The following is a 25,955-nucleotide window of genomic DNA, read 5'->3' on the forward strand; positions in this document are numbered from 1 at the left end:
GAGGAAACCCGCTATTTAAGCGGCTTTCAGCGATTGTGCATGTTTTATTTTTCTATGAATATAAATGAGGCTAAGCACCAATATTTTATGATTACTATGCTGAGTTTCTATGAAAACTCATAGGAGGAATCCGAATGAATCGGTCGGATGTTATTTTAGAGCTACAACTTGTACCAGAATTATTGAAACAAGCGGAAGCTATTTATATCGATGCCGTGTCTGAATTGAATTGGGCAAAGCATATGCTTCTGGCGAAGGAGTACGAAGTAATAGGTGAAGGGCTTGTTACAGGGAAGAATGAGCTTCAACGACAAGCGGAATTATGGCCACATACGAAAGAATTACAGAAGCAGGTCCTACAGATGGAAGATGCAGTTGAACATTCGAAGGTTGAGTTTCACTTCTACAAACGGAAATTAGAAAACTTACAAATTATTGCAAAGCTCATGACTATTTTATAATCGTACTCTTTTAGAAGAAATATGATGAAGATGCCTGCAATCGAAAGATGGCAGGTTTTTCTCTGTTAAATCGGAAGAGTTAGAAAATTTTATAGCTGACATGCGGTTACCATGAAGGGCAGTTGTGCATCCTAAGGGTAGAATATACCAATGTGTGGTTTTACAGGAGGATTGTACAAGATGAAATCAATTCGATTTATGGTGACCGCCAGCCTAGGCATATTCATGTTGACAGGTTGTCAAGCAGCCAGAAGCGCCTCAGTAGCAGAACCCACTTCGCCGCCAGCAACAATCACTGTTGCGCTCATAGGAGCCAACAACCAATCGGTAGGTTCAGCGCAATTAACCGCTGTCAGTGAAGGTGTACAGATGGATGTACAAGTCAGTGGGCTTTCTCCTGGTGTTCATGGTCTGCACATTCATGAGAAAGCGATTTGTGAAGCGCCAACGTTTGATTCAGCAGGAAGTCATTTCAATCCACAACACAAGGAGCATGGGTTCTTAAATCCGAAAGGTGCGCATGCAGGGGATCTGCCAAATCTTATTGTGGATGCACAAGGTAATGGGCGATTTAGTAGTGTTACGAAGGCAGTGGTGTTAGAAAAGGGACAGCCTAATTCGCTGTTTAAACCAGAAGGATCAAGCTTGGTAATCCATGAGAAGGCAGATGATTTGAAGACGGATCCATCCGGCAACTCGGGTAAACGGATTGCTTGCGGTGCTGTGAAATAAGGGAAGGAAGGGTTTCGACAACATGATCAAAACACAGGATCTCAAGCTTCAAATGGATGAATTAACAAAACAAAATGATATGGTACTTATTGAATTAGAACAGGTCAAAAAAATGTTGATCTCCAGTGCGCAAGGCTCTCAAGATAGCCAGGGACAGCAAGCTTCCTCGAGCAATGGTGACGCCGCGCAACAGGATTCAGCAAAGAATACCTCGCAAAATCAAGGTCAAAATCAAGGTCAAAGTCAGAACCAAAGCCAAGATCAGGGACAGAATAAAAACAAAGATCAAAACAGTGATCAAGATCAAACGCAGCAAATGAAATCTGGCCAAGGCAATTCGAATAACCAGCAAGTAACTGATTTAGCGAATGAGCTCTTGAAAATTAAAGATTTAGTCGTAAAGTTGGAACAAAAGACGTCGCAGTACGTCAGCAGTCAGTCAAATGGCTCGTTAACGGAAAAAGATGCAGTAAATCTCATTCTGACGTTAATGAACGGGATGGTAGACTGGGCAAGCGAATTTGTTTCCTCCAAAGCTTCCTCCAATGGCCAGGTGCAATAACGCCTCTTCTATAAGAAAAAGCAAAAAGGCTGAATCCACTCAGCCTTTTTGCTTTTTCTCATAAGGTATAAATATTAGGACTGTACAGCTTTGGTTTTAAAGTTCATTTGCTTTGCACAATATTCGATGATCTCACTCCGCCGTACGATTCCAATGAATTTATCGGAATCATCGACGACAGGTACGAAGTTTTGCACTTTGGCTAAATCAATCAGATCAACCATTTCTGCATGAATATGAACGGGTTTATTTTTAACTCGAAGAGGGACCTCCTCAAGCACATGGCGGTGTGCATTCTCAAATCCGATATGCTCTGAATTTTTGAGAAACCACAAAAGATCCCCTTCCGTAACGGTACCAACATAATGACCATCATCAGAAAGAATCGGGACAGCAGTATATCGATGATACTCCATGCGTTCCAGTGTTTGACGAAGGGTTGCTTGTGGAGTCGCGGTAATAACTTCGGATTTAGGCAAAAGGAAAAAAGCGATATTCATCAGTCACACTCCTTACATAAGAATCAATGTGTCTAGTATATCAAACTTTGCGCATAGAATCTAAACCTGTGATGGATGCTAGTAGTGAGGTGAACGGAAATGAATCGAGCATTGACTACAGCGTTGATCGGTATTGGTGCCGCTCAAGCCATCAAATTACCTTTAACATATGTGTTCAGTAAAAAATGGGACTGGACACAATTGGTTCAAACTGGCGGGATGCCGAGTTCCCATTCTTCAGGTGTTACGGCACTCGCTACCTACATTGGAATGAAAAGAGGCTTCTCTGCCATTGATTTCGCTGTGAGCTCCGTATTCGGGGCTGTCGTGATGTATGATGCCATGGGCATTCGAAGATCAGCTGGCGAAATTGCGGTTGAAGTGAATGATTTAGACGAACAGGTCGAACGAATTGCTAGGCAGCACCCTGGGCTCTATCATGCCAGAAGACGGAAGGCCTTGAAAGAACGATTAGGTCATTTACCTCGGGAAGTTGCAGTAGGTGCAATATTGGGGTTTGCCATTGGTGCTTGCAGCTATTTGATGGAGAGAAAGTAAAGACGCGATCGCTGTACATGTGGACAACATTTCCTGAATGGGATAAGATCAAGAAACGATCTTAGAGAGGAAGATGCCCATATGGAAACTATTCGTGTTACGACAACGGATCAACTGAAAGCTTGTTTTGCTGTGCGATTTAACGTTTTTGTTGATGAACAGCAAGTACCCGCTCACCTTGAGATGGATGAAAAGGATGAGTCCCCAGAAGCCTGCCATCATTTTCTCATTAAGGACGGCGAAGTACCCATCGCTACATCCAGATGGTATGAATATCAAGAAGCAACAGCTAAATTACAGCGTGTTGCCGTCTTAAAGGACTATAGAGGGCGCTCATTAGGGAAACAACTTATACTAGCTATGGAACAACAGGCGCTCGAACTAGGCTGCAAATATGCCATTCTAGACGCGCAATGCCAAGCTGAAGGCTTTTACAGTCAGTTAGGCTATAAAGTGATTTCCGACGAGCCGTTTTATGATGCTGGCATTCTACATGTCAGAATGAAGAAAACACTCTAACTAACAGCTGCATTTTCATTTCCAGAAGTCACGGTAACGGAAAGTGGGAAGGTAAGAATAAATCGTGTGCCGATCCCGAGCTCGCTTTCGACTTCTAATGTACCCTGATGATCCTGTACAATTTTATAACAAATCGATAATCCCAGTCCGGTACCTGTTTCTTTGGTAGTGAAGAAGGGATGGAAAATCTTCTCTAGCTGATCACTCGGAATACCAGGACCGTTATCCGCAATGACTAAAGTCGCGTTCTTCTGATCGCGGCTTAATTTCATGTGGATAGAACCGTTTGATTCCATGGCTTCGCAAGCATTTTTCATCATATTTAACAAGAGCTGTAACATTTTATCTTGATCCATAAGCATGTGAACGGCGTAGGTCGACTCATGAAAATGGATCTCATGCCCAGAGCTTGTGGCTTCGGATTCAATGAGCGCAATAACTTTGAGCACGCATTCATTCAATGAATGGGTTTGAAAGACTGTCTGGTGCGGCTTGGAGAATTGAAGGAACTCACCGGTCAAATCACTCATCCGATCGATCTCATCCATAATTAATCCATACCAATTTTCAATATTGTAATCGCTTGCTTTTGATAATTGCAAAAAGCCTTTGACTGTTGTTAAGGGGTTTCTTATCTCATGAGCCATGCCAGAAGCCAGTTCACCGACGACACGCAGTTTCTCTGACCGTTGCATTTGTTCTTCGCGTTTTAACCAAGATTCACGCTTCTTCATAAATAGATTATGCTCCGCGTGCAAAATAAGATCATCTTTCGTCAAGGCATCTTGCGGAAAGATAGCAATGCCATATGTATTTTGAATACCAGTAAGCTTAGGGAGTTCAGAATCCAACTTTTGTTGATAAGAAGCGGTTGTCAGAAAATCTTTGTGAAGCGGCATGACGACTGCGAATTCATCGCCGCCATATCTCGCGATAAATAGCGCATCTTTGAATAGTATTTGAAGGAGATCAGCCATTTGCTTTAGTACGAAGTTACCTGCTTGAAAGCCACCAGAGGTATTCATTGCTTTCAGATCCGTACAGTCGATTAGAAACAGAACGAGGGGTTGGTAGTGTTTGATTTGTTGCTCAAGTCTTCGATGACATTCTTCATAATTATAAAGACCGGTAAGGGAGTCTTTTTGCGTTAATAAATGGCGTTCATTGCGAATGCGATCCATTTTTCCAGAACGAAGATAGGCTGTCCGTGTTAGCCAAGTTACGGCTGCGAAGTCGAGGATACTCGTGAACCCAAACATGGTTTCTCGGGATGCGGAATGAGTTATGAAATTAACCGTAGTCAAATAAATAATCACGGAACCTAGGGACAATGTCCATGCGCTCAATTTGCTTTCTTCCTTGTAAGTGTGGTGTGCCAGAGTTAATAAATATAAGGGATAGCATAGACCCGATTGTCCAAGGGCATGAAGCGAAGCAATGAGGAGTAGTTGAATCCACGGCATAGCAGGATGTGGAGAGGAGAAGCGAACAGCTAAAACATAAAGTAATACAGCTAGAACAAACGAAGGAATGTTCAATACTGAATGCAGATAGATCGTATATAGGCCATATAATATAACATAAACATAATAAACCCCATTGATAATCACCGTATCAGCTCCCGATTGGAATTTCCGCCGTTCACATACTACTGTGACATGTTCTATGTTTGTCATAAAATCCCTGCTGTTCTCGAAAAAAAATTGAGAAATAATGGGGATTTTATCGAAAGAAGCCTTGAGAATATTTTTCTCAAGGCTTCGGATGAACATCTAGATTAATCTAGGATTTCGATGATATCATGTTTGTGGATAAAGGTCATATGACCTGTTTGTCCAATGTAATCAGGCATGTGGTCATCATAATGCATCAGATACACGAGTTTCTGAATATGATCGGGCAGGGTAAGAAGTTCATCAAGTGTTGTGTGTACATAACCCGGACCGCTTAATTGACAATCGTGAAAAATGGTGTGACAATTTCTAGTATGTATAACTTCGTTGATGAGCAAGTCTTTATTAAACTGCAAATCTGCACTATAGAAGGTTCGATGATTAATAAAAATCGAATAGTTAAGCTTATGAGCTATATGAAGGGTAGGGATGATTTCAATCGTTAGCTCAGTTGAGATGTTATAGGGTTCTCTTTCTTGCAGAAAGACAAGTTCGAAATAATCCTGAAGCTGGTTGAAGCCTTCTTCCGGATTGTAGAGACCGCCTTTCAGGCTATTCTCCCAAAGAACATCAGCTAATGCCTCGGTAATATAAAGCTGCACGCGTTTGCGGTTATATTGATAGAATAATCGAAAGGCTACTTCTTCAAGGCCGCCTATATGATCAGCATGAATATGTGAAATGAGAATACCACCGATTTGATCGAGTTCTACACCAATTTCATTCAGTGATTTAGGCGTAGTTGGCCCACAATCAATAAGAATAGTGGCGTCCGTAGATCGGATTAAGGCACTTGTATTGTAATACAATTTGGAAAAGGCACTGCCGGTTCCCAACATTTGAATTTGCAAACTCATTCAGCAGCCTCCAATTTTCGACAAAATCCATCTTTTTCTAATGTAACATGGGAGGTTGCCGACTTTCAACCTCTATATGTGGAAATAAAGTAACAGTAGAACTAAAGTATTCGAATAGAAGGTGTTGATCTCACAATGAATTGGTTGCTAGGATTTATCATTGTTTTGCTTATCTTGCTTTGTTTAGTTGGACTTTCCACCTACGTTGGTTGGCAATTAACGCATCCGGAACGGAAGTTAGTGGATGATGCTCCTGAGAATTATAATCTACATCGTGTTGATGTTAAATTCCCAAGCAGAACAGAGGGGGTTATGTTAGATGGCTGGTACCTGAAGTCTCCTAACGCGCCAGCCACATCCTTAACGACAACTGTCATCATGTCCCATGGTTATGCGGGCACACGACTGGAAAAGGGTCTCCCCGCGCTATCGTTAGCTCAAGCACTTGTGCATGCAGGGCACCATGTGCTTATGTTTGATTTCCGAAATTCAGGACGCTCAGAAGGGCATACAACAACGATAGGTTTCCTTGAAAAGGAAGACATCCTGGGTGCTATCGATTGGGTGAAGACATCGACAAATCATCCAACGAAAATCATGTTACTTGGATTTTCAATGGGAGGCACGTCATCCCTACTAGCTGCTGCGGAAGATAAAGCTGTGTCAGGTGTCATTACAGACAGTGCTTTCGGTCAATTAATTCCCTATTTGAAGGAGAATCTGCCCGTGTGGTCTAAGCTTCCACGGATTCCGTTTACTCCGCTGATTCTATCTATTTTGCCCAAGCTAATTGGTGTGAACCCTTATGCTGTTGATGCGTTAGCTGCTGTCGATCAGATAGCACCGAGGCCAATTCTATTCATTCACAGTAAAGATGATCAAGCTATTCCTTATACCAATAGTATGGAGATGTATAATCGTCACCCAGAGGATTTTGAGCTATGGATCACAGAGAAAGCGGGGCATGTAGGCTCTTTTCAAATGGAATCAGAAGCTTATATTAAGCGTGTTCTTAATTTTATTACGAAATTATAAATTCATCGCAACTCTTCATAACCATCGGCGTATAAAGATCAGACAGACAGATGACTAACGAGGTTGGAGGTTAAAATGAGATGAAAGTTCAGCGCATTTTTACGTTGATGGTTGTGTTCTTTGTTTTAAGTACGGCTGCGGTGGTAGCCTCTTCGATATGGGGGGAATATAAAGGATATAATATCGCTAGATTAGTCGTAAACAATCAAACGAAGGAATTCGCAGATGCAGATGTCCCGCCTCTCATTGTGGATGGCAAGACAGTGCTGCCATTACGTGCAATGAGCGATGCTTTACAAGCTTTGTTAAAGTGGGATGATTCAAGCAAAACAGCATACTTGTTCAAGCCGAATGTACATATGTTTTTTACAACGGAAGTTCGGAAAGATTCAGCGATCGTCCCTTTCGGCGTAGTTGAACGTGGTAAGCAAGCGGACTTCATCGTTTTCGCGCAGGTGGATAATTTGAAAACGAGCATTAATTCCGTTCGCGTGTCCATTGTTTCGCCTAGTGGACGAAATGTGATTACACCAGTTGAGAAATCAATTGCAGATTCCAAAGAATCGTTTTGGTTGAAGGTACCTTTATATGGCGTGTCCTTTGATGAAGCGGGTACATATGTAGTGAAATTTGCTATGCAGCAAAATGGCAGCGACGATTATTCCGTGGTTTCGGAGAAACAAATTCAATCCGAATAAGCCAAATGGAAATGATCTGGTTTGACCTCTTATTATGAAAATGATAGGATATTTAAGTAACTTATTACTTAATGAAATGAGGTTCTGCCTGTGAGCGATGAGAAGCATGATCATGTACACGGCCCGGACTGTGACCACGATCACGACGAGCAAGGGGAAGACGTTTTTATCGTAACGGACGAGAACGGTGTAGAACATGAAATGGTCATGGTATATACCTTCCAATCTCAGGAGCAAGCGTACGCTGTTCTACTAGATCGTAATGATCCTGAAGCAGACGGCGTCATTTTCCGTGTTGAAGAAGAGGACGAAGATGCCTTCCTTGTCAACATTGAAGACGAAGAAGAGTGGGAACGTGTGGTAACGATTTATAATGAAATCGTGGCTCAAGAAGGCGAAGAATAAGAGCTATACATAAGAACCCCCTAGCAGAATGATCTGTTAGGGGGTTTCTGTTTGTGTTTATTCATTTTCTAGGATTGAAATACATGATTCTACCGTTAAATAGATGAAGTTCAGCTTTCAGAAGTTTGCCCAAATATTTGCAGAATTCATTGCCTTTGCTCTTGTCGCCATGTGTGGCATTGTCAGGTAATACGAATTGTACAAACTGGCGTTCTTGCTCCTGGTTTTGTTCAGAACCGACCCCAACCACAATCGTATGATATAAGGGATTGATGCCTTTCAGATAAAACCATTTACCTTCGCCTTCCGGTTTCGTCTCAATGGTATAAGGGAATCCGGCTTCGTCATACTCCCAACCGAGCTGTTTGGCTGTCAGGCTGAGTTGATCCCGATAATGCAGCAGCTTGTCCTTGATTTCATCCAAGGTAAGTGCCGCGACAGCAGATCCTGTTACGAATTTAATATAAGCGCTTTGAGCCATTCCTTGATCACCTCATTCGCAAAACATCACCCATATCATAGCATCATGTAAACGGTTTTACAATATATCCCTCGTGGTTGAGAGTTGCAATAAACGGCTCTGCCATCCTAATGGACGACGGAGCCGTTTATCTTGAAATTAAGCCGAATTATGAAGTGAAACCAAAAAGATCTTATATGTTTAGAAAATAGCTTGAGTTTCTACGATTACTTTCACCTGTTGTACACTGCGATCCTCAGGGCCTTTGACTGGCAATCCGACTTCCACATGCTCAACAATATAGTCGATCAATTCTTGCGTAATGACCTCTCCAGGAAGCAATATAGGGATACCTGGTGGGTAAACATAAATGAACTCAGCAATGATCCGGTCAGCGGAGTCTTTGAAAGGCAGAATTTCCGTTTCTCCATAGAAAGCATCGCGTGGTGTCAATGTTAATTGCGGTATCGCAGGAACCTTGATGACAACTTCCTTAACCTCAACAACATCATCATTGATGTGAGATAGTTCTCGCAATGCCGTTAGTAGAATTTCTACATTCTCTGGTGTATCTCCCGGAGTGAAGAGGCAGAGGATGTTGTACATGTCACTCATCTCGACTTCGATATTGTAGTGATCGCGCAGCCAGTTCTCTACTTCAAAGCCCGTGACACCTAGCTTACGGACGTGTACGCAGATTTTGGTAGGGTCATAGGCATAAGTAGCTTCATCACCGAGAATTTCTTCTCCAAAACAATATAGGTTAGGAATCTCGTTGATTTGCTTTCTCGCATAATGAGCAAGCTCAATCGTGCGTTCTGCCATTTCACGTCCATTTAGAGCAAGATGTCGACGAGATGTATCTAATGAGGCTAGTAAAATATACGAAGTCGAAGTCGTCGTCAGCATCGATATGATCGTCTGAATACGTTTCGGATTTACACGATTTCCTTTGACATTAAGGACGGAGCTTTGCGTCATGGAGCCGCCAAGTTTATGTACACTCGTAGCAGCCATGTCAGCGCCAGCATCCATAGCAGACATCGGCAGCTTCTCGTGGAAATGGATGAGCACACCATGCGCTTCATCTACAAGAACTGGCATGTTGTAGCTGTGAACCAGATCAACGATTTCTTTGAGGTTCGTACACACGCCGTAATATGTGGGATTGATGACAAGTACGGCTTTTGCATCTGGATGCTTCTCGAGAGCTCGACGAACGGAGCGGGTCGGGATGCCGTGATCAATTCCCAGATTTTTATCGCGAGCAGGCTGGATAAAGACTGGCTTTGCTCCAACGAAAATGATCGCGGCTAGTACGGATTTATGGACATTCCGCGGCACAATAATTTTGTCGCCTTCGGAACAGACGGTCATTATCATTGTCATAATCGCTCCACTGGTGCCTTGAACAGAGAAGAACGTATGATCCGCGCCAAACGCATGTGCAGCCAGCTTCTGAGCTTCTTCAATGACCCCCATCGGTTGGTGAAGATCATCTAGCGGTGCTATATTGATAAGATCGATGGACAGGGCATTGTCGCCAATGAAAGCACGAAACTCCGGGTCCATGCCGACTCCTTTTTTATGGCCAGGAATATGAAACTGAATAGGATTTCTTTCCGCATGCGCAAGCAATGCAGAGAACAGGGGTGTACGGGTATGATCCACCTGATTATCGCTTCCCTTCTATCGTGGATTGCTTGTTCTTAAGTTGCAACAAACAAAATGAGTATATCAAACTAGAGATATGATGCAAGTTAATTTTTTCAAAATAGTTTGCACAAAATGGGGTCAAACTAACACTGAGATGGATAAATAGGCAAAATAAAGGAGAAATCGGATGATTTGGATGCAAAAATGGCGGAAAAATCGGTTGTTTTCCCCATTTGTGATGGAACTGTTAATTATTATGTTTGTTGTCGAATTTGTAAAGGGTGCTTTGCTAATAACCATTTTACCGGTTTATATGACAACAGCGCTCGGAGCTTCTGCTTTTGTTATCGGATGGACGCTAGCTGCTCAATATATTGGCGATAATGTATTACGTACACCTGTTGGGTGGATTATTGATCGGCTCGGCTATCGAGTGACTATGCTAACTGGGGTTTTGTTGACGTTCCTTTCGGTTATCATTATGGCAATAACGACGCAATACATATGGATGATCGTCGGCTGTGCGCTGCTCGGATTTGGTACGGCCCCTTTATGGCCTTGTGTAATTACCGGAACGACAGAGGTAGCGGGTGATGAGGGCAAAGCAACGATCATGAGTGTGGTTTATATGGCGTGGCTGTCTGGGGTCGGACTAGGTCCCGTTGTGATTAATTTTTTCGTAGGTGAAAATAACTATGCTTTTGCCTTCAAATTGCTTATCGGCTGTATGACGTTAGTCGTCCTGGTCGCTCTCATGCTTCCACGTAAACAGAAGGTGAGCGTAACCAAGGATGCTCGGGATGAGGAGAAAGTCGCAGTCAAGTCGCATCAAGCCAGAAGGCACGCTTGGTTGCAAAGCGTATCTACCTATTTAAGCGAGGTTCGGAAATCGATGTCAGTTAGCCCGCTGATGTTTCCAGCTATGTTTGCTCAAACATTTGCACTAGGGATATTAACGCCGATTCTAACCCTTTATGCCAAGGAAGTATTGATGCTATCTTCGTTTCAGTACAGCCTATTTTTGGTCGCTGGAGGAGCGGTAACGGTTATCTTTCTGATACCAATGGGCAAAATGGTAGACCGCATTGGGATTCGTCCGTTCTTGCTCATTGGGTTTACGCTTAGCGCAGCAGCGCTGCTGCTCTTTACATTTGTGAAATCAATGGGGATGCTGTACTTCTTGGTAGCGGTACTTGGCGTGGGCTATGCGTTTATTATTCCATCATGGAATGCACTGATTGCTTCTGCAATTCCTCCTGAGAAAAGAGGGGCAGTTTGGGGGTTTTTCCTCACGATTGAAGGGTTTGGGATGATTGTCGGCCCTATTGTTTCTGGGAAGCTTTGGGATGTATATGGGTATCACGCGCCATTTTTGACGAGTGGATTTGTACTTATCGGGCTGCTTGTTCTTCAAATGTTCATTTCCATCCCCAAAAAAGGTATGGTACGATAAGGAAAAAGAAATGGTTTGGAGGCTTAACGCATCATGAACAAACAGATTGGAATCATCATGTTGTTGCTGATGACGATCTTTATCGGATTCGGAATTATCATTCCTGTGCTGCCAGAAGTTGTGAATGGAGCAGGAGCGAAGTTTCATAACGCATTACTTTTATCGGTGTATTCCGCCGCTTCCTTCTTGATGTCTCCCATCTGGGGAGGCTTATCGGATCGTATCGGCCGTAGACCAATTATCTTAATCGGACTGCTGGGATTTAGTATAAGCTTCTTGATTTTCGGCTTTGCTAATGATGAATTATGGATCATGTATGTATCCCGTATCTTAGGTGGTTTATTCTCAGGAGCGGCAACGGCATGTGCTGTTGCCTATGTCGCGGATATCACAACCGCAGAGAATCGGACGAAGGGCATGGGCATGGTAGGGATGTCAATTGGGCTTGGCTTTATCTTCGGACCAGCAGTTGGCGGGATTGTCAGCAAATGGGGAACCTACACGCCATTTTTCGTAGCTGCTGCGCTATCCTTTGCTTCGTTCCTATTCGCTGCTGCGATTCTCAAAGAATCCTTAACGGTGGACAAGCGCAGATCCTCGCAAGAAAAAGCGCCTTCGCGTTGGACCGCATTCGATGGTGCTTCTAAGTATTTGTACGTGTTATCGTTTTTCGTCTCGTTCACTTTGGCAGGACTTGAAGCAACGCTTCAGTATTATCAAATGGACAAAATCGGCGCCACGCCGTTTGACATCGGCATGATGTTCCTCGCGAGCGGCATCGTCGGTGCCTTGATCCAAGGCGGCGTCGTGCGCCGCCTGGTGAAGCAAGGTGCCGAGCAGTTCGTCATCGGCATCGGTTTATTGCTCTCAGCAGCTGGCTTCTTCCTGCTGCTCTACTCCAGCAGCGTCGTAACCGCTGCGATTTACTTATCGGTCTTCGGCGCAGGGAACGCGCTGATCAGACCGTGTGTGACGTCGCTGATTACGCAGCGCACGAAGGTTGGACAAGGCGTCGCGACAGGGCTTAGCTCCTCCATGGACAGCTTGGGCCGCATCGCGGGCCCACTCCTTGGCGGAGCGGTGTTCGCGATCGCGCATTCGCTGCCGTTCATTATCGGCGGCGTGCTCTGCCTAGCTGCAATCTTACTGCTGCAGCGTTTCATTCTGGTAGATCGCCAAACTACCGCGCAACGAGCGGTCTAGTCTAACGTAGAAAAGCTGCACATCCACTTCTCCAAAAGGAGAGGGATGTGCAGCTTTTTGTTTACAACAGCGAAGATAAACCTATTCATGCTCGTTCTACGCTGTAAGCGTGAAAAACATCGTTACAGCATAGAACAGTGCAGAACATTCCTTGAGAACTGACTCTTCGGCATATTAGCGTGGCGACAGACCATACATAATGAACTTAATCGTATAGTCGATTTCTTTCTCTTCATCCCACTCGGCATCGGGAACAAGGAGAAATCGGGTGATAAGAAATCCGATAATGGTGGAAACAATCAGCCGCATCGTTGTGGGTGTAGGGAGGTCAATGATTTGACCCTGCCCCTGGAAATGTCGAATGGCTTTATAGGCCTTTTCCAGCACTAGCACAGCAACCGTCTCTTTAAATTGCTCACGAAGCTCGTTGTGAAAGGGGATTTCGTGCATGAAAATTTTGATTATTGGAAAGTGCTTGCGGGCAAATTCCAATCGATTCACGATAATCGCGCGTAAGAAGGACTCAACACTTGGATAGTCAGCTTCTAAAACTTTAGTAAAATCTTTAACCGCGAACGGTGCAATGAGTTTGGTCATCATAGGCGCTACGATCGAGAGGAGCAGTTCTTTTTTCGTTTTGTAATGACGGAAGATCGTGCCCTCCGCTACGCCAGCCTTCTGCGCAATCTCGCTCGTAGAGGAGCCTGCAAAACCTTTCTCAGAGAAAATCTCCACAGCCGCCTGAACAATCTTAATCTGTTTATCGGTCATTTTCTCTTCTTCGTCGTTCAGACGCAGCAGCTCAGTTAACCATGGCTCGATATCGGACATTGCATTCACCTCTTTATCAGTTCCTAAACATCCATCCATTATAACTTACGGTGCTTCTTCAGTGCCACAATATTCAAGATCATAAAGACGAGTGTAAATGACACGAGTACGAGAACATCGAGCCAGATGCGGTCCCAGCCGGCGCCGCGAATCATAATATTACGCAAGGCGTCAGCTCCGTAATAGAGCGGCATCAAATGCCCAATCCAGCGAAGATAAACCGACATTGTATCCAAACTGAACAAGCCTGAGAAAAACACCTGTGGCACAATGATGAGTGGTATGAATTGAATCATTTGGAACTCATTGTTCGCGAATGCTGAAATTAGCGTTCCTAAGGAAAGGGCAGCAAGTGCAAGTAATAGCGTTATGAGCAGGACGTACCAGAAGGAACCAACCATCATGAGGCCAAGGACGCTGGTTGCAAACCAAGCAATGAGCGTTGCCTGCAAGGTGGTGAAAATCCCAAAGCCAAGGATGTACCCAACGACGATCTCCCATCGGCGTAATGGTGTAGCGAGCAATCGCTCCAAGGTGCCACCCGTACGTTCTCTTAGGAAGGACACACCAGAAAGCAAGAAGACGAAAAAGAAGACGAAAAATCCAATGAGTACCGGTCCGAAATTATCAAAGGCAGCCATATCAGCCGCGCCGTGCAAATACGTAATCGCAGGCGTAAGAACTGATGCAGTCCCAGCGGGGGAAGCACTTTGTAACGCCTTTTGAAGTAAGAATAGAACAGCTTTGTTCTTACTTGGATCACTGCCTTCCAATGTTAGTTGCGGCGTTGTTCCATTCATGACAAGTACAGCATCTAAGTGAACATTGTCCAACTCCGTTTGGGCTTCCTCAGCTGTGTATACCGTGACCTCAGCTTTCAAATCCTGTAATTTCTGAATGAGCGGGGCAGGGACATTTACAGCTCCCAGCTTAGGAACGTACGTGTTGCCATTGAAGACTAAGGACATCATGAACAAGATGAGCATGGGGGCAACAAGCATCATCATGAGTGTGCGTTTGTCGTGGAAAAATTGGCGTAAAATGCGAATGACAATGGCTCGAATTCTCATGCTCCAGCACCTCCATACACAAGGAATGCTTCTTCAATCGTAGAGGAGGAGGTTGCTTTCTTTAACTCCTCTGGCGTACCGATTGCGGTGAGACTCCCATCACGAATCATACCAAGCTGATGGCACTTGTCTGCTTCATCCATGACATGTGTGGTCAAAAGAATGGTGGTTCCCTTATGGCTCAGATTGGTTAGCTCCTGCCATATAGATTTTCGTAAGACAGGGTCAATCCCGACTGTAGGCTCATCGAGAATGAGAATGCTTGGCTCATGCAGCAAGGAAATGGCAAGTGATAAACGTCGCTTCATTCCTCCTGAATAGTTGCTGACCTGCTTCTTCATATGAGCACTTAAATCAACGAGCTCCATAACGGCCTGAATGCGCTGCTTACATTTAGCTCCTTTGAGTCCATACAGGGCTGCGAAGAATGCAAGATTCTCCTGCGCCGTTAACTCGGTATATAAGGCGTCTGATTGTGCCATATAGCCGATCTGAGAGAGCATTGCAAGCTGTGGCATCTTCTGTCCAAGTACATGCACCTGACCGGATGTAGGGGCGTCAATTCCTGCAATCAAGCGAACAAGTGTCGTCTTACCCGATCCTGATGGACCCAGCAGTCCGAAAATCTTTGCACTAGGCACAGCAAGTGTAATGTCTTTCAAAACGGTTTTCTCACCAAATTGCTTACTGACCCCTTGCACTTGAATCGATGTGTTGGACGTCATACCTGCACCTCTTTCGAAGAATTAAAGTGAGTAATCACTCATTTTGCAATCTAAACCCATCATACGACATATGTATGAGGTTGAGAAGTGAGTAATCACTCATTTTCAAAAAAAGAAGTGCAAACAAAGAGAGGCATTCGATGGAATGCCCCTCTTGTTACTTCTCACAATTACTTTTTAGCTTTCGGTTCCATTTTGTGATCTACCCATTTCTCGATAGAAGGGGTTAGTTGATCTTTGATGGATACCACTAGCTTGTCTTTGGAAATCCCTTTTGCTTGGGCAATTTCAGTTAATGATTTACCTGCATGCAGCTGCGTACGAAGCTCGTCTTTACTCATGCCGAGCGATTTTGCGAGTTTTTCGGTATCGGGTTTTAAGCCGAATTTGTGCTTACCGTGACCAGGATGGTGAGCTAATAGGTTCTTCTCATTAAGGATGAACTTTAGATGCTCGCCAAGCTTTTGCTTCATGTGATCGCCTTGATCAGCAGTTAGCTTACCGTCTTTCACGGCGGTCTCAATCTTGGTCGTCCGCAATTGCTGGAGCTTGGCTGTCAGATCAGCTTCCGAGATGCCTTTTTCTGCAGCGACTTCAACAATACTTTTACCGCTCTTCAGCGATTTGAAGAGAACTTCTTTGTCTACACCAATCACCGTGGCTGATTCTTCAATAATCGGCCATTTCCGTTTATGATGTCCACTCTGTTCCTTCTCATCAGCTTGTTGCCACCCAGCGGTTGGCTGCTCGTCGGAATCAGGATTCTGCGCGATAGCAGTCAGGCTTCCACCTAAGATACAGGTGAGTGCGATAGAGCTAATGAGAAGCTTTCTTAGTTTCGTTGTTTCCAATGGTTTCGTGGCCTCCTTCCTGTTTTATTGGGAATTACAGGACTTAGTCTGCGCAGGAAAGCCTCGTTTTAGTTGAAATTAACCTTAATTTAACATAAATTTTTCATGAAATTAGAAGGACGGCGTGTCCACAGCAAGCTTGTACAAAGGAAGCAGCTTCTGGAAGGTTTGTTCAATTAAGCTCTCCAGCTCTCCGGGGTTAGCTAATATAGGATCATCGAAGCTCAAGTTTCTACCGATGAGGAGCTCAGCCTTTTTGACATCACGGAAACGAGTTAGGGCTTCGTTCCACCCCTTGGTGTCGAGCGTAGACACAGGTGTTGTATCTTTTTTCATATGGTCAAAGGATATAAGGAAGTCGTTAGGAATTTCTGCTTGAATCTGCTTTAAATTATTCATATACGTTTTGGCGATATTGCCTTTGTTTGGAAGTTCATAGATGAGTGCAAGCCAAATGAAAACGCGGTCGTCGAAAAGACCAACTTGGAAATGGGGCACCTGTTTGTAACCACGTTTATTAGGACAGATGGCCATCCATGTGTCGACTGGCGGATTGATTTTGCGTCGTAAATGTTTGGCAATATGGAGGTGCATCTCGGTTCCAGATTGTACGGATAAGTCGGCTGTCAGCGCATCGCCAAGTGCTTTGAATTTAGGCTGAATACGCTCGCGAATCGCAGCCATTCGACCGTCTAAGCCTTCAATGGCAAAGGTGTCGAAATCGTGTTGTGTAAATCCAGTAAAACTCATTATGTAAGGTCCTCATTTCACAATCATGTTTTTCAACTATTCTAAAGCAATTTCGTACATCTCGCAATGAATCACAAGTTTCGTTGACGCCTTCCTATAGGTCATTAGATCCATATTGTCGAAATAAGCAGGGAAAATTAGGTATTTGTCGAATGTTATATTTTACAAGCATGGACAGGTACAGGAGGAATAAGGATGAAGAAGATGCCGAAATGGTCAAAAGTGGCAATCATAGGAACACTAATGGGGACTTGTTTTGGGGCAGGTGTATACGCACAGGATGTACTTCAACGAGTCGATGCGTACATTCGTAATGATTTTAAGGTCGTCGTCAATGGGCAGGCCGTTCAGCTTGCGAATCCACCATTAATTTATAATAATACGAGTTATTTGCCAGTCAAAGAATTAGGTGGCTATTTGGGAGCTGTAGTGAATTGGCAGGAGAGCACGAAAACCATATTCGTCAATCCGCGTGTAAGCCTGAGTCAAGCAACCGATTTAAATCAATCGAGTTATACGGATATCGTACTTCAATATCCATATGCGCAAGTGATGGAGTACCGAGGGGCTACCGCTCCCGTTCTTTTGAACATGGCGGATCAGACATATTACCGTTTGGCGGATCTTGAGCGGTTGGGCGTTCGTACGGATGCCTTGCGGAAGTCGAAGGAGAAATTCACAGGTCAACTCTACGTAAGTGAGACAGAATTGCGCAATGTTTGGGGGAGCCAGCCTCCGAATGTGTCCTATTCCAACTATGAGTCGGTCATCGTGACAGGTGAGACGGATCCACTTAAGTTGAAAGCCTTAAAGGCCTATGTCGAACAATACAGGTATTTTGTAATGGATTCATTGAGTTACTCGTGGAATCCTGTCATTATTGATAAATTGTCGACAGAGAATAGTTACAGTTATTTGTTGAATAATAACGGGCATTATTTCCGCACGACCCTAACGTTAACACCTATTAAGAGCGCAGGGGATGCTATTTTAGATTACATGCTTGCCAGCTCTTCAATGGAAGACATTGAGGCAGGCAAGGTTGCTAATTAGTTGACTATCACTGCTGCCTCTTTAGATAGAAAATCGCAATTTGTGTTCGATCACGCAAGGTTAGTTTACTTAAGATTTCTGTAATATAGTTTTTAATCGTACCTTCGCTCAGGAATAGCTCCTGGGCGATTTCTTTATTTGACAAGCCTTCAGCGATTTTGGCAACAACTAGTTGCTCGTTTGGTGTTAAGCCATATTCGATCAGGGGATTAGACATAGGTGGGCTTGCTACCGGAGTTGTTTGTATGAATGAAGTCAATTTCTTTGCAATCTCAGGATGAATGAGTAAATTTCCTTGATTAACTGTTTTGATACCTTGAATAATGCGGTCAGGGGAGATGTTTTTCAGCAAATAGCCACTTGCGCCATTCCGTAGAGCTTGAATGATGTAGGCATCATCATCAAATGTGGTCAGAATCAAGATTGCGATATCTGGATAGGCTTGTTTGATTTGTTTCGTTCCTTGCACGCCGTCGCAAATGGGCATTCGTATATCCATAAGGACCACATCTACTTGTTCGCCACCGTGAATACGTGCTAGAGCTTCATCCCCGTTCGTGCAAGTCCCAACTACCGTAATTTCCGGATCCAGACCAATAATTAATTGTAAGCTCTCACGAATAAATGGGTCATCGTCTGTGATTAGAACATGGATCATTCTCATTCAACCTCTCTTTTGTCAGAATCAATGTGGCGAAAAGTAGGCAAAATCGTCGTCACTGTGAACTTACCCTCATACGTAATATGCAGCCTTCCTCCGATAAGCTTACTCCGAGCTTCCATCCCGGTAAGTCCTAAGCCCTTAGCTGTGGGCCCAAAAGGAACGATACCATTGTTGGAAATCTGCATGGACACTTGGTTCGTCATATAGACCAAAGCAATTTGAACCTGCGTAGCTGACCCGTGACGTATCGCATTCGAAATCGCCTCTTGTGCATTGCGGTAAAGAATGAATTCCATACTGGGGTACAAATCATAGGGCATGCCTTGGATATCCATATCTATATGGATGCCATTCTCCTTTGGCAGTCCTTCAATCAGCTTGTGCAAGGAGTAAATCTGCATAGACTGTTCAGGAGGCTTTATTCGCCTAACGGTTGAACGGAGGAGATCCATGCTCTCACCAAGCTGGTCCCGTACGGAAGTTAGCATCTCTGTTCCTTTCGCTGGCTGAGAAGGCAGGATACTTAGCGATGCCTCCATCATCATTTTCAGACGTATGAGTTTATGTCCCAAATCATCATGGAGATCGTGTGAAATTCGGTTCCGCTCTTCCGTTTGGGCGATATGCTCGACTTTGCTTGCATAATCCATTAACTGCAGGCGCGCTTCATCTAGGGCATAATGCTGCTTGCGAAGTTGATCATAAAGGATTTCAACCTCATCTTTGTTTTGCCTCGTTTGCTGCAATTGGAAGAGTATCAAGATAAACGCCAGGGAAATGGCATTGGCAATTACATAATAGCTTAAAGGCTGTGTTTGCAAGGAAAGATTCAGGGTACCAAGCTGTAGGAGTAAGACGGGAAACCAGGTTCGCCCTGTGGTGCTTTCACTGTAGGTAATCAATGTTGAGAAGAAGGCAATAAACCATATTCCTTGATAATGATAGGTCATCCAGCCTGTGCAGCCAATTTCAATGAGGAGCATCCAAACAGAACGCGGGAAGCGTGTACGCCTCATTTCTATCATCGCAATGAAAAGTAAGACGAAGAGGGAATAGCTGTCATTCGAAGTGTACGTTTCCAAATACATGGAGGCGATCGCTGGAATCAACACGAGTAAATACCGTGTAAGTTGAAGTGATTGTGTCAAACCGATTCCCTTCCTTTTATAGGGCGTATACACGAAAGTATATCATACTTTTCAAGTGGGTTAACACGATTAGGTGACTTTTGTCACCTCAGATCATGACTTCTTCTACCTGTAGATATCCCTGCAAAGATGTAAGATAACGGTAATAAGTGATGTGGAGAAAGGGAGAGGAAGCCATGAGCTTTGTCCAATTGAAAAATGTCGTAAAGAAATATAACGATCGCATTTCCGTCGATCATTTAAATCTTACAGTTCAAGAAGGGGAGATTTTCGGTCTGTTAGGTCCTAACGGAGCAGGTAAAAGCACGACAATTAAAATGCTGAGCGGGCTGCTGAAGATCGATCAAGGCGAGGTGCTTGTGGATGGACGTTCCGTGGCCAAAGATGCCTTAGAAGTGAAGCGTAACATCGGTCTTGTACCTCAAGAATTAGCCATTTATGAAAATCTAACGGCACGCGAGAACGTCACTTTTTTCGCGAAGTTGTATGGTTTAAGAGGTAAACTGCTGAAAGACAGAGTAGAGGAATCATTATCCTTTGTTGGATTGCTGGATCGTGTGAATGATAAAGCAAGTTCTTTCTCTGGTGGGATGAAGCGAAGATTAAACATCGCTTGCGCGATTATGCACCATCCCAAGCTCATCATTATGGATGAACCTACGGTGGGGATTGATCCTCAATCGCGTAATCATATTTTAGAGTCGGTACGTGAGTTAAATCGAATGGGTTCCACGATTATCTACACTTCGCATTATATGGAGGAAGTATCGGCGATTTCATCGAGAGTCGGCATCATGGATCACGGTCATCTCATCGCTTGTGGAACGCAGGAGGAGCTTCGCAGCAAGGTTGCGCAAGATAACAAAATTATTCTGCAAGTTACCAATCTGGTTATCGAGGCTGTTAATGAGTTAAAGAAGTATCCACTGATTAAGAGTGTCATCGTAAGTGAACAAACGATTGAGTTGATTGTGGGAGCAACGCAAAGCTATTTACAAGATATTTTGTTTATTCTTTCTAAACATGGCGTTAAGATTCAAACGCTTTCACAGGTGGAGCCTGACCTAGAGGCTTTGTTCCTGTCATTGACGGGTAGAACCTTGAGAGATTAGGAGGTGATCATGATGCCAATGTGGATAATAGCGAAGTATGAAATCCAGCGGATGCTGCGGATGCGATATGTTTTCTTGATTCAACTGTTAATGCCGCTCCTACTCATCTTTATCTTAGGCTCTGCACTCTCAGGAGCATTCCAAACGGAAGATAAGACGCCTAACCCTGTGAAGGTAGACATCGTTCAAGATGATTCAGGGGTACTGCGTGAGAGCTTTCAAGGTTTTCTAGCAATGCCAGAAATAAATAAACTACTGCAAATAAACGTAATTCCAACACGGGAGGAAGCCGTAAAAAGGTTGCGAGATGGAAAATCGGAGTTTGCACTTCTTATTCCAAGCGATTTCAGCAGTCAAGTGACCACAGGGAAATCAGCTCATTGGGAAATGGTTCTTGGTCATGATTATTGGCAGAATCTAACGGCTCAAATGGTATTTCGTTCATTTCTAGATCAAGTGAATCAGAAACAGGCGATAAGTATGATTGCGAGTACGAGTACTCCGAGTGCTGAAACGAGGGTTCAAAGCAATCCTACGGATGATTCTGCTCAAAAGATGGCCTCAAGTGCGTCTTTTGTGCGGGTAGGCAAGGTAACTGGCTCCAATGCCAATTACACAGCCATGCAGTACTACGCTGCGTCGATGTTAATTATGTTTTTACTATACTCGGGAATGATCGCGGCTTTTAGCCTGCAAGGTGAGAAGGAAAACCATACGCTGTCTCGATTAAATGCCATGCCTATTCAGGAATATCAAATTTTATTGGGCAAAATACTCGGTAATATCATTATTTGCATCGGTCAAGTAGTGGTCATCGTGGGAGCTACAAAACTGTTCTATGGGGTTGACTGGGGGACGAACTTCGTGATGCTATTCCTCATTTGCATTAGCGTAATTGCTGCTTCAATGGGTATAGCCATGGTAATTATGTTCATAACTAAAACACATAAAAGCATCGCTACCTCCTTTCAAATCGTTATTATGATCATGACTTTCTTAAGTGGGGGCTTTACGCCGCTTCCTGATGGCTTCATTAAGCAGTTAGGCGCGTTTACGTTGAATTATTGGGGAATGCAAAGTATGTTTCACCTTATGCTAAGAAGCGAATCCGCTATTATCATGCATCATCTAGTGATTTTAGGTTGTATCAGTATTGGTACGTTGGGACTCGCACTGCTGCTATATCGAAAAGGGGGATATCATGAATAGCTTCACGATCGCGATGAACATGCTGCGGCGTTCACTCTTTCAGCGGAAAGGTTTTCTCCTGTATCTGGTTATTCCGGCTGCCGCGGTTTCACTTATTATCGGTGTTTTTGGCAATCAAACAGAGAATCGCGTAGACATTGCCTACCTTAATTTGGACTCGGGTTCAATCAGCACTCATATTTCACAAGAGCTAAGTGCTTTGCCAGACTATCGGTTGAAACAAGCTGATTCAGAAGCTGATCTTAAGAATGACGTGATCAAACAGAAGGTACATGCTGCGTTTATCATACCAGCTGGTTTTAGTGAAGATTTGCTATCGGGTGCTTTACCCCAACTAGAGATGTACCAGCTTAGTATGAACGAAGCAACGATCACACTCAAAATGAATTTGGATAGTATCTTATCGGGTTACCATGATGCGATTGCATTATATAGCAAGCAAGGGCTTCAAGGGGCTTCGTTGGGGGATGCAGTAGAGAAAACAATTCTGCAGATCCAAAAGCATCAAGTAAAGTCGCAAATCACGGATTACAACTTGTATACGAATCCCAATTCGCGTCTCGTCGTAGGTTTTATGTTGATTTTTATGATGTCTTTAATCAGTAGTACCGTTTCACTCGTTATGGAAGATCGCCGACTTCGCACGATGGTCAGAACCTATACAGCACCTGTGCGCTCCTATGAAATTGTATTTGGAAATTTCTTGGGCAGCTTTGTTGTAGGAACACTTCAAGTGTTGATTATCCTTTTGATTACGAGATATGTAGTTCAGTATGAATATGGACTCCCGTTCCTGTCGCAATTTATAATTTTGGAATTTTTCTTATTGGCGTGTATGGGCATTGCCAGTACAGTCGCGAGCATTGTTAGGAATGCAACAAACTTGGGCGTGGTTAACTCACTCGTCATTTCGCCAACTTGCATGTTGGGCGGATGCTTCTGGCCGATAAGTCTGATGCCGGAATGGATGCAAAAGCTGGCTAACTTCGTACCACAAAAGTGGACACTTGAGGCGATTGAACGTATGGCGTCTGGACAGTCGCTGTCACAGATGTGGATGCATATGGGGGTATTGGCCTTGTTCGCACTTATTCTAATGAGTGTTGGAGCGGCCATCCTCAAGCCGAATGAGGAAGCAATCAGTTAATTTAACAACAAGGGCAGCCCAAATTAGTCTGGGCTGCCCTTGCGTATTGGATAAGGATTAGATAACGAACGCGCTAGTGATAATAACCAACAAGATGAAAAGAACCAAGATTGCTGCAGAAGATCCATAACCGCCGCCACAGCCAACTCCACCAACACCTGCTACGCCATAACCCATATGATTCACCCTCTCTTTCTAAGACCTGTCATTGACTTTCGACATAGCATATGGAGTTATGAAGGGGAAGGAATGGGCTTTTTACTTCATCCTAAGTGATTGTGCTGGTGTCCCTAGTCAGGTGCGGATTTTGCAAGGATATGTGATATAATGCTCGAATGGACAGTGAAGGGAGAATGGTTAGAGAATGGCAGCGAACGAAATTGCAGAGTGGATGCTTAATGAATTGAAATCGGCAGGTATTTTGTATCAAAAGGATGCCGTTGACTATATTCTTAAGAATTTTGGGGAATCATTTATTTATGTGAATGACAATGGGAATCAAGCCATTTCCCAAGAGGTCAAGAAAATCTTCAAGAAATTACATGGCGGTAGAGCAGCATGGGAACGAGATGGATTTTTCTGGGGCTGGCATTAATCATAGGTTTGAATGAACATGGGCTGTAGCTGATGGCAAACAGGCATCGGCTTTTTTGTGCGCTTTCTTTTAAAAAAATATCCATAATCCAAGTTGCTAAAACATAGAATTCATAATAAGATAACTGTAAGAACACAAGTTGTCTGAATATTTAAATAAATGATTATGCACCAATTATGGAGGGGATTGCCGTGAGTAAGAGTCATGAAGTGGAGTATTGCAACCTAGAGTTACGATTTGATCGCCGGCTAATCCGGAACTTCATTAAAGCGCTCATTCAAGAAGGATATTCACTCTATTGGAATGAAAGTGAACTGCAGTTTATCATTTCTATTCGAACTGGACGCAAGCTGATTAAGCTGAAATTCGAACGAATTGGCGAGAAGTATAAGATTGTTGGCAATTATTCATTTAAAGATGAGAAGCTCGCTGAAATGATGGAGAAGCTGATCGGGGATACACGCGGTCATGCTGTTGTTAAAAGATTTAAGGATCGGCAAATTCTCATTGAGAATATTATGTTCGGAGAAATCATCCGCATGGTGGAAATTAGCGGAATTGAACATAAGGTGCTGTATCAGAAGGAGCCTGCTGTGACCGTAGAAGAAGTCATGCAAGCACTAAGATCGAAGAGGACGGATGAACGCATCCCTATTTTGCGAATGGAGCTTGATTATGAATTAGCTACGCTGCAAGATGCACTCTCGTCCGGGGATACCAAGGCCGCGATGGAAAGTAAAGTTAAACTGATCGAGCTGAGACAAGAAATGCTTCTATTGGAGATGTGAGAATGAATAGTGTGCTGGGATGAAAGAGAGCCTGTATGAACGTATACGGGACTCTCTTTTGTGTGTTTATAGGGGCTAGGAATCGATACTTGTGCACGGAAGTTGCTTCGTTTATACTTATTTCAAAAATGTTAAAGCGCTTAAACTTTTGTTTGGGCAACAGGAGATGAAGCCTTGAAAGTTAGTATTTTTGATGTTGCGAAGAAAAGTGGACTTTCCGTGGTCACGGTCTCCCGCGTAATCAATCAAGCGGGTACGGTGCGCGAGGGGAATAGGCAGAAGGTGCTGCAAGCTATGCAGGAGCTGGATTACCACCCGAATGCAGCTGCACGCAGTTTAGCAAGAGGAAAGACAGGCATTATAGGCGTAGCTGTGTCGAATCTGAATGATTCTTTCTTTGATGCGGTAGTGCAGGAAATGAACGCTCAGTTGGCAGCACGTGGCTACTTCTTAGCTTTGTCGATCTCCACGGATGTGTTCGCCTCATTCGAGAAATCATTATTTCAAGAAGATCGCGTGGATGGATTAATTGTCCTATCCCCAACCAACGAGGAGGCTTACGTAAGCGAAATTCGGAAAAAGAGGTTGCCATTTGTCTTAATTGATAACCAACAAATTCATGAAGCTGCCTCGTCGCTTATCGTAGATAACTTCAAGGGTGGATATGAAGCGACAAAACATTTGATTGAGCTAGGACATACGGAAATCGCTCATATTCGAGGCCCCAAGCCTTTTTTAAGTAGTGCTGAACGGGAACGCGGGTACATCCATGCGATGCAGGAAGCGGGATTACACGAGCTATGGATTCACCCTGGTGAGTTTAGCATAACATCGGGATATGAGATTGCAGACAGCTGGATGAAAGAAGGAAAATTGCCTTCAGCTGTTTTTGCGGCGGATGATTTCATTGCGCTGGGTTTGATGGATGCGCTAAAGAATGCAGGCTACCAAATACCAAGAGACATGTCGATCGTTGGGTTTGATGATCAAATTCTAGCTTCCGAATTTCGTCCGAATTTAACAACGGTTCGTCAGCCAGCACAAGAATTAGGGCGATCTGCGATAGACGAATTAATACGTTGGATCGACGGCAGTACAGAGACACACCAAAGAATTATACTGAACCCTGAGTTAGTTATTCGAGAAACGACAGCGAGGAAACAGTAGGGATGAATTTCAAATAATAATGCGTAGACTCCCTGAGAAGGGAGCTTTTTGTATCATAAAATGACTATTGTTA

30 protein-coding genes are annotated in these 25,955 nt (G+C 43.8%); 17 read left to right on the plus strand and 13 right to left on the minus strand.

What is annotated here, in order from left to right; translation table 11 throughout:
• Window positions 1-134: 134 nt before the first annotated feature.
• The 3 genes from AC58QG_RS00245 (at window position 135) to AC58QG_RS00255 (ending at window position 1,755) form a co-directional block, all read left to right on the plus strand.
• On the plus strand, window positions 135-461 hold the full coding sequence (locus AC58QG_RS00245; protein WP_497359687.1) for a hypothetical protein: 327 nt from the start codon (window positions 135-137) through the stop codon (window positions 459-461).
• Window positions 462-641: 180 nt separating this feature from the next.
• The gene (locus AC58QG_RS00250; protein ID WP_497359689.1) at window positions 642-1,193 is read left to right on the plus strand and encodes a superoxide dismutase family protein; all 552 of its coding nucleotides are present in this window, start codon (window positions 642-644) and stop codon (window positions 1,191-1,193) included.
• 22 nt (window positions 1,194-1,215) lie between these two features.
• Entirely contained in the window at window positions 1,216-1,755 is a 540-nt protein-coding gene (locus AC58QG_RS00255) for a hypothetical protein (RefSeq protein ID WP_497359691.1), read from the plus strand.
• A gap of 74 nt (window positions 1,756-1,829) precedes the next feature.
• Here the strand turns inward: AC58QG_RS00255 and AC58QG_RS00260 are convergent, their stop codons facing one another.
• Window positions 1,830-2,255, minus strand: a complete 426-nt coding sequence (locus AC58QG_RS00260) for a CBS domain-containing protein (RefSeq protein ID WP_497359693.1) — start codon at window positions 2,253-2,255, stop codon at window positions 1,830-1,832.
• Window positions 2,256-2,354: 99 nt separating this feature from the next.
• Here AC58QG_RS00260 and AC58QG_RS00265 point away from each other — a divergent pair, with 99 nt between their 5' ends.
• On the plus strand, window positions 2,355-2,813 hold the full coding sequence (locus tag AC58QG_RS00265) for a divergent PAP2 family protein (RefSeq protein ID WP_497359695.1): 459 nt from the start codon (window positions 2,355-2,357) through the stop codon (window positions 2,811-2,813).
• Between the two features lie 81 nt (window positions 2,814-2,894).
• Window positions 2,895-3,332 carry a GNAT family N-acetyltransferase gene (locus tag AC58QG_RS00270; RefSeq protein WP_497359697.1) on the plus strand — a complete coding sequence of 146 codons (438 nt, stop codon included), beginning with the start codon at window positions 2,895-2,897 and terminating at the stop codon, window positions 3,330-3,332.
• On the opposite strand, the gene AC58QG_RS00275 is transcribed toward AC58QG_RS00270, so the two are convergent.
• Both AC58QG_RS00275 and AC58QG_RS00280 read right to left on the minus strand, forming a co-directional pair.
• Complete coding sequence (locus AC58QG_RS00275) at window positions 3,329-5,008, minus strand: ATP-binding protein (protein ID WP_497359699.1); 1,680 nt, start codon at window positions 5,006-5,008, stop codon at window positions 3,329-3,331. The two genes, AC58QG_RS00270 and AC58QG_RS00275, sit on opposite strands and share 4 nt — an antisense overlap.
• Before the next feature lie 101 nt (window positions 5,009-5,109).
• Window positions 5,110-5,862 carry an MBL fold metallo-hydrolase gene (locus tag AC58QG_RS00280; protein ID WP_497359701.1) on the minus strand — a complete coding sequence of 251 codons (753 nt, stop codon included), beginning with the start codon at window positions 5,860-5,862 and terminating at the stop codon, window positions 5,110-5,112.
• 135 nt (window positions 5,863-5,997) lie between these two features.
• Between AC58QG_RS00280 and AC58QG_RS00285 the strand changes: the two genes are divergently transcribed.
• From AC58QG_RS00285 to AC58QG_RS00295, 3 genes are all read left to right on the plus strand, one after another.
• Window positions 5,998-6,897, plus strand: a complete 900-nt coding sequence (locus AC58QG_RS00285; protein WP_497359703.1) for an alpha/beta hydrolase — start codon at window positions 5,998-6,000, stop codon at window positions 6,895-6,897.
• Window positions 6,898-6,977: 80 nt separating this feature from the next.
• The gene (locus AC58QG_RS00290) at window positions 6,978-7,595 is read left to right on the plus strand and encodes a stalk domain-containing protein (RefSeq protein ID WP_497359705.1); all 618 of its coding nucleotides are present in this window, start codon (window positions 6,978-6,980) and stop codon (window positions 7,593-7,595) included.
• 90 nt (window positions 7,596-7,685) lie between these two features.
• A complete protein-coding gene (locus AC58QG_RS00295; RefSeq protein WP_056612546.1) occupies window positions 7,686-8,000 on the plus strand; it encodes a DUF1292 domain-containing protein in 315 nt (104 codons plus the stop codon).
• Window positions 8,001-8,061: 61 nt separating this feature from the next.
• Here AC58QG_RS00295 and AC58QG_RS00300 read toward each other — a convergent pair whose 3' ends face one another.
• Window positions 8,062-8,481, minus strand: coding sequence for a DUF1885 family protein (locus tag AC58QG_RS00300; RefSeq protein ID WP_497359707.1), 420 nt, complete (start codon window positions 8,479-8,481; stop codon window positions 8,062-8,064).
• Between the two features lie 180 nt (window positions 8,482-8,661).
• Complete coding sequence (locus tag AC58QG_RS00305) at window positions 8,662-10,131, minus strand: aminotransferase class I/II-fold pyridoxal phosphate-dependent enzyme (RefSeq protein ID WP_497359709.1); 1,470 nt, start codon at window positions 10,129-10,131, stop codon at window positions 8,662-8,664.
• Window positions 10,132-10,303: 172 nt separating this feature from the next.
• Here AC58QG_RS00305 and AC58QG_RS00310 point away from each other — a divergent pair, with 172 nt between their 5' ends.
• Window positions 10,304-11,569, plus strand: a complete 1,266-nt coding sequence (locus AC58QG_RS00310) for an MFS transporter (protein WP_497359711.1) — start codon at window positions 10,304-10,306, stop codon at window positions 11,567-11,569.
• Between the two features lie 33 nt (window positions 11,570-11,602).
• Window positions 11,603-12,772 carry an MFS transporter gene (locus tag AC58QG_RS00315; RefSeq protein ID WP_497359713.1) on the plus strand — a complete coding sequence of 390 codons (1,170 nt, stop codon included), beginning with the start codon at window positions 11,603-11,605 and terminating at the stop codon, window positions 12,770-12,772.
• Window positions 12,773-12,946: 174 nt separating this feature from the next.
• On the opposite strand, the gene AC58QG_RS00320 is transcribed toward AC58QG_RS00315, so the two are convergent.
• The 5 genes from AC58QG_RS00320 to AC58QG_RS00340 all read right to left on the minus strand — a co-directional run bounded on the left by AC58QG_RS00320 (window position 12,947) and on the right by AC58QG_RS00340 (window position 16,999).
• On the minus strand, window positions 12,947-13,603 hold the full coding sequence (locus AC58QG_RS00320) for a TetR/AcrR family transcriptional regulator (protein WP_497359715.1): 657 nt from the start codon (window positions 13,601-13,603) through the stop codon (window positions 12,947-12,949).
• Window positions 13,604-13,641: 38 nt separating this feature from the next.
• The gene (locus AC58QG_RS00325) at window positions 13,642-14,673 is read right to left on the minus strand and encodes an ABC transporter permease (protein ID WP_497359717.1); all 1,032 of its coding nucleotides are present in this window, start codon (window positions 14,671-14,673) and stop codon (window positions 13,642-13,644) included.
• Window positions 14,670-15,398, minus strand: a complete 729-nt coding sequence (locus AC58QG_RS00330) for an ABC transporter ATP-binding protein (protein WP_497359719.1) — start codon at window positions 15,396-15,398, stop codon at window positions 14,670-14,672. Before AC58QG_RS00330 ends, AC58QG_RS00325 begins: the two co-directional genes overlap by 4 nt.
• Before the next feature lie 170 nt (window positions 15,399-15,568).
• Complete coding sequence (locus AC58QG_RS00335; protein WP_497359721.1) at window positions 15,569-16,249, minus strand: hypothetical protein; 681 nt, start codon at window positions 16,247-16,249, stop codon at window positions 15,569-15,571.
• Window positions 16,250-16,360: 111 nt separating this feature from the next.
• Window positions 16,361-16,999 carry a DUF1054 domain-containing protein gene (locus tag AC58QG_RS00340; RefSeq protein ID WP_497359723.1) on the minus strand — a complete coding sequence of 213 codons (639 nt, stop codon included), beginning with the start codon at window positions 16,997-16,999 and terminating at the stop codon, window positions 16,361-16,363.
• Window positions 17,000-17,194: 195 nt separating this feature from the next.
• Between AC58QG_RS00340 and AC58QG_RS00345 the strand changes: the two genes are divergently transcribed.
• Window positions 17,195-18,052: a stalk domain-containing protein gene (locus AC58QG_RS00345; RefSeq protein WP_497359725.1), complete on the plus strand. Its 858-nt coding sequence runs from the start codon at window positions 17,195-17,197 to the stop codon at window positions 18,050-18,052.
• 7 nt (window positions 18,053-18,059) lie between these two features.
• Here AC58QG_RS00345 and AC58QG_RS00350 read toward each other — a convergent pair whose 3' ends face one another.
• Both AC58QG_RS00350 and AC58QG_RS00355 read right to left on the minus strand, forming a co-directional pair.
• Window positions 18,060-18,710: a response regulator transcription factor gene (locus AC58QG_RS00350; protein ID WP_497359727.1), complete on the minus strand. Its 651-nt coding sequence runs from the start codon at window positions 18,708-18,710 to the stop codon at window positions 18,060-18,062.
• 2 nt (window positions 18,711-18,712) lie between these two features.
• Window positions 18,713-19,864, minus strand: a complete 1,152-nt coding sequence (locus AC58QG_RS00355) for a sensor histidine kinase (protein ID WP_497359729.1) — start codon at window positions 19,862-19,864, stop codon at window positions 18,713-18,715.
• A 176-nt stretch (window positions 19,865-20,040) separates the two neighbouring features.
• On the opposite strand from AC58QG_RS00355, the gene AC58QG_RS00360 reads away from it, so the two are divergent.
• The 3 genes from AC58QG_RS00360 to AC58QG_RS00370 are packed head-to-tail and all read left to right on the plus strand — an operon-like array spanning window position 20,041 to window position 23,332.
• The gene (locus tag AC58QG_RS00360) at window positions 20,041-20,976 is read left to right on the plus strand and encodes an ABC transporter ATP-binding protein (RefSeq protein WP_497359731.1); all 936 of its coding nucleotides are present in this window, start codon (window positions 20,041-20,043) and stop codon (window positions 20,974-20,976) included.
• 9 nt (window positions 20,977-20,985) lie between these two features.
• Window positions 20,986-22,185 carry an ABC transporter permease gene (locus AC58QG_RS00365; RefSeq protein ID WP_497359733.1) on the plus strand — a complete coding sequence of 400 codons (1,200 nt, stop codon included), beginning with the start codon at window positions 20,986-20,988 and terminating at the stop codon, window positions 22,183-22,185.
• A complete protein-coding gene (locus AC58QG_RS00370) occupies window positions 22,178-23,332 on the plus strand; it encodes an ABC transporter permease (protein ID WP_497359735.1) in 1,155 nt (384 codons plus the stop codon). Before AC58QG_RS00365 ends, AC58QG_RS00370 begins: the two co-directional genes overlap by 8 nt.
• Window positions 23,333-23,389: 57 nt before the next feature.
• On the opposite strand, the gene AC58QG_RS00375 is transcribed toward AC58QG_RS00370, so the two are convergent.
• Complete coding sequence (locus tag AC58QG_RS00375) at window positions 23,390-23,509, minus strand: YjcZ family sporulation protein (protein WP_082595333.1); 120 nt, start codon at window positions 23,507-23,509, stop codon at window positions 23,390-23,392.
• Window positions 23,510-23,696: 187 nt separating this feature from the next.
• Here AC58QG_RS00375 and AC58QG_RS00380 point away from each other — a divergent pair, with 187 nt between their 5' ends.
• From AC58QG_RS00380 to AC58QG_RS00390, 3 genes are all read left to right on the plus strand, one after another.
• Window positions 23,697-23,927, plus strand: a complete 231-nt coding sequence (locus tag AC58QG_RS00380; protein ID WP_497359737.1) for a DUF6953 family protein — start codon at window positions 23,697-23,699, stop codon at window positions 23,925-23,927.
• Between the two features lie 191 nt (window positions 23,928-24,118).
• A complete protein-coding gene (locus AC58QG_RS00385; RefSeq protein WP_056612513.1) occupies window positions 24,119-24,715 on the plus strand; it encodes a YkzI domain-containing protein in 597 nt (198 codons plus the stop codon).
• A gap of 174 nt (window positions 24,716-24,889) precedes the next feature.
• Complete coding sequence (locus AC58QG_RS00390) at window positions 24,890-25,882, plus strand: LacI family DNA-binding transcriptional regulator (protein WP_497359739.1); 993 nt, start codon at window positions 24,890-24,892, stop codon at window positions 25,880-25,882.
• Window positions 25,883-25,955: the final 73 nt, after the last annotated feature.

The sequence above is a fragment of the Paenibacillus sp. J22P169 genome, assembly GCF_059691995.1.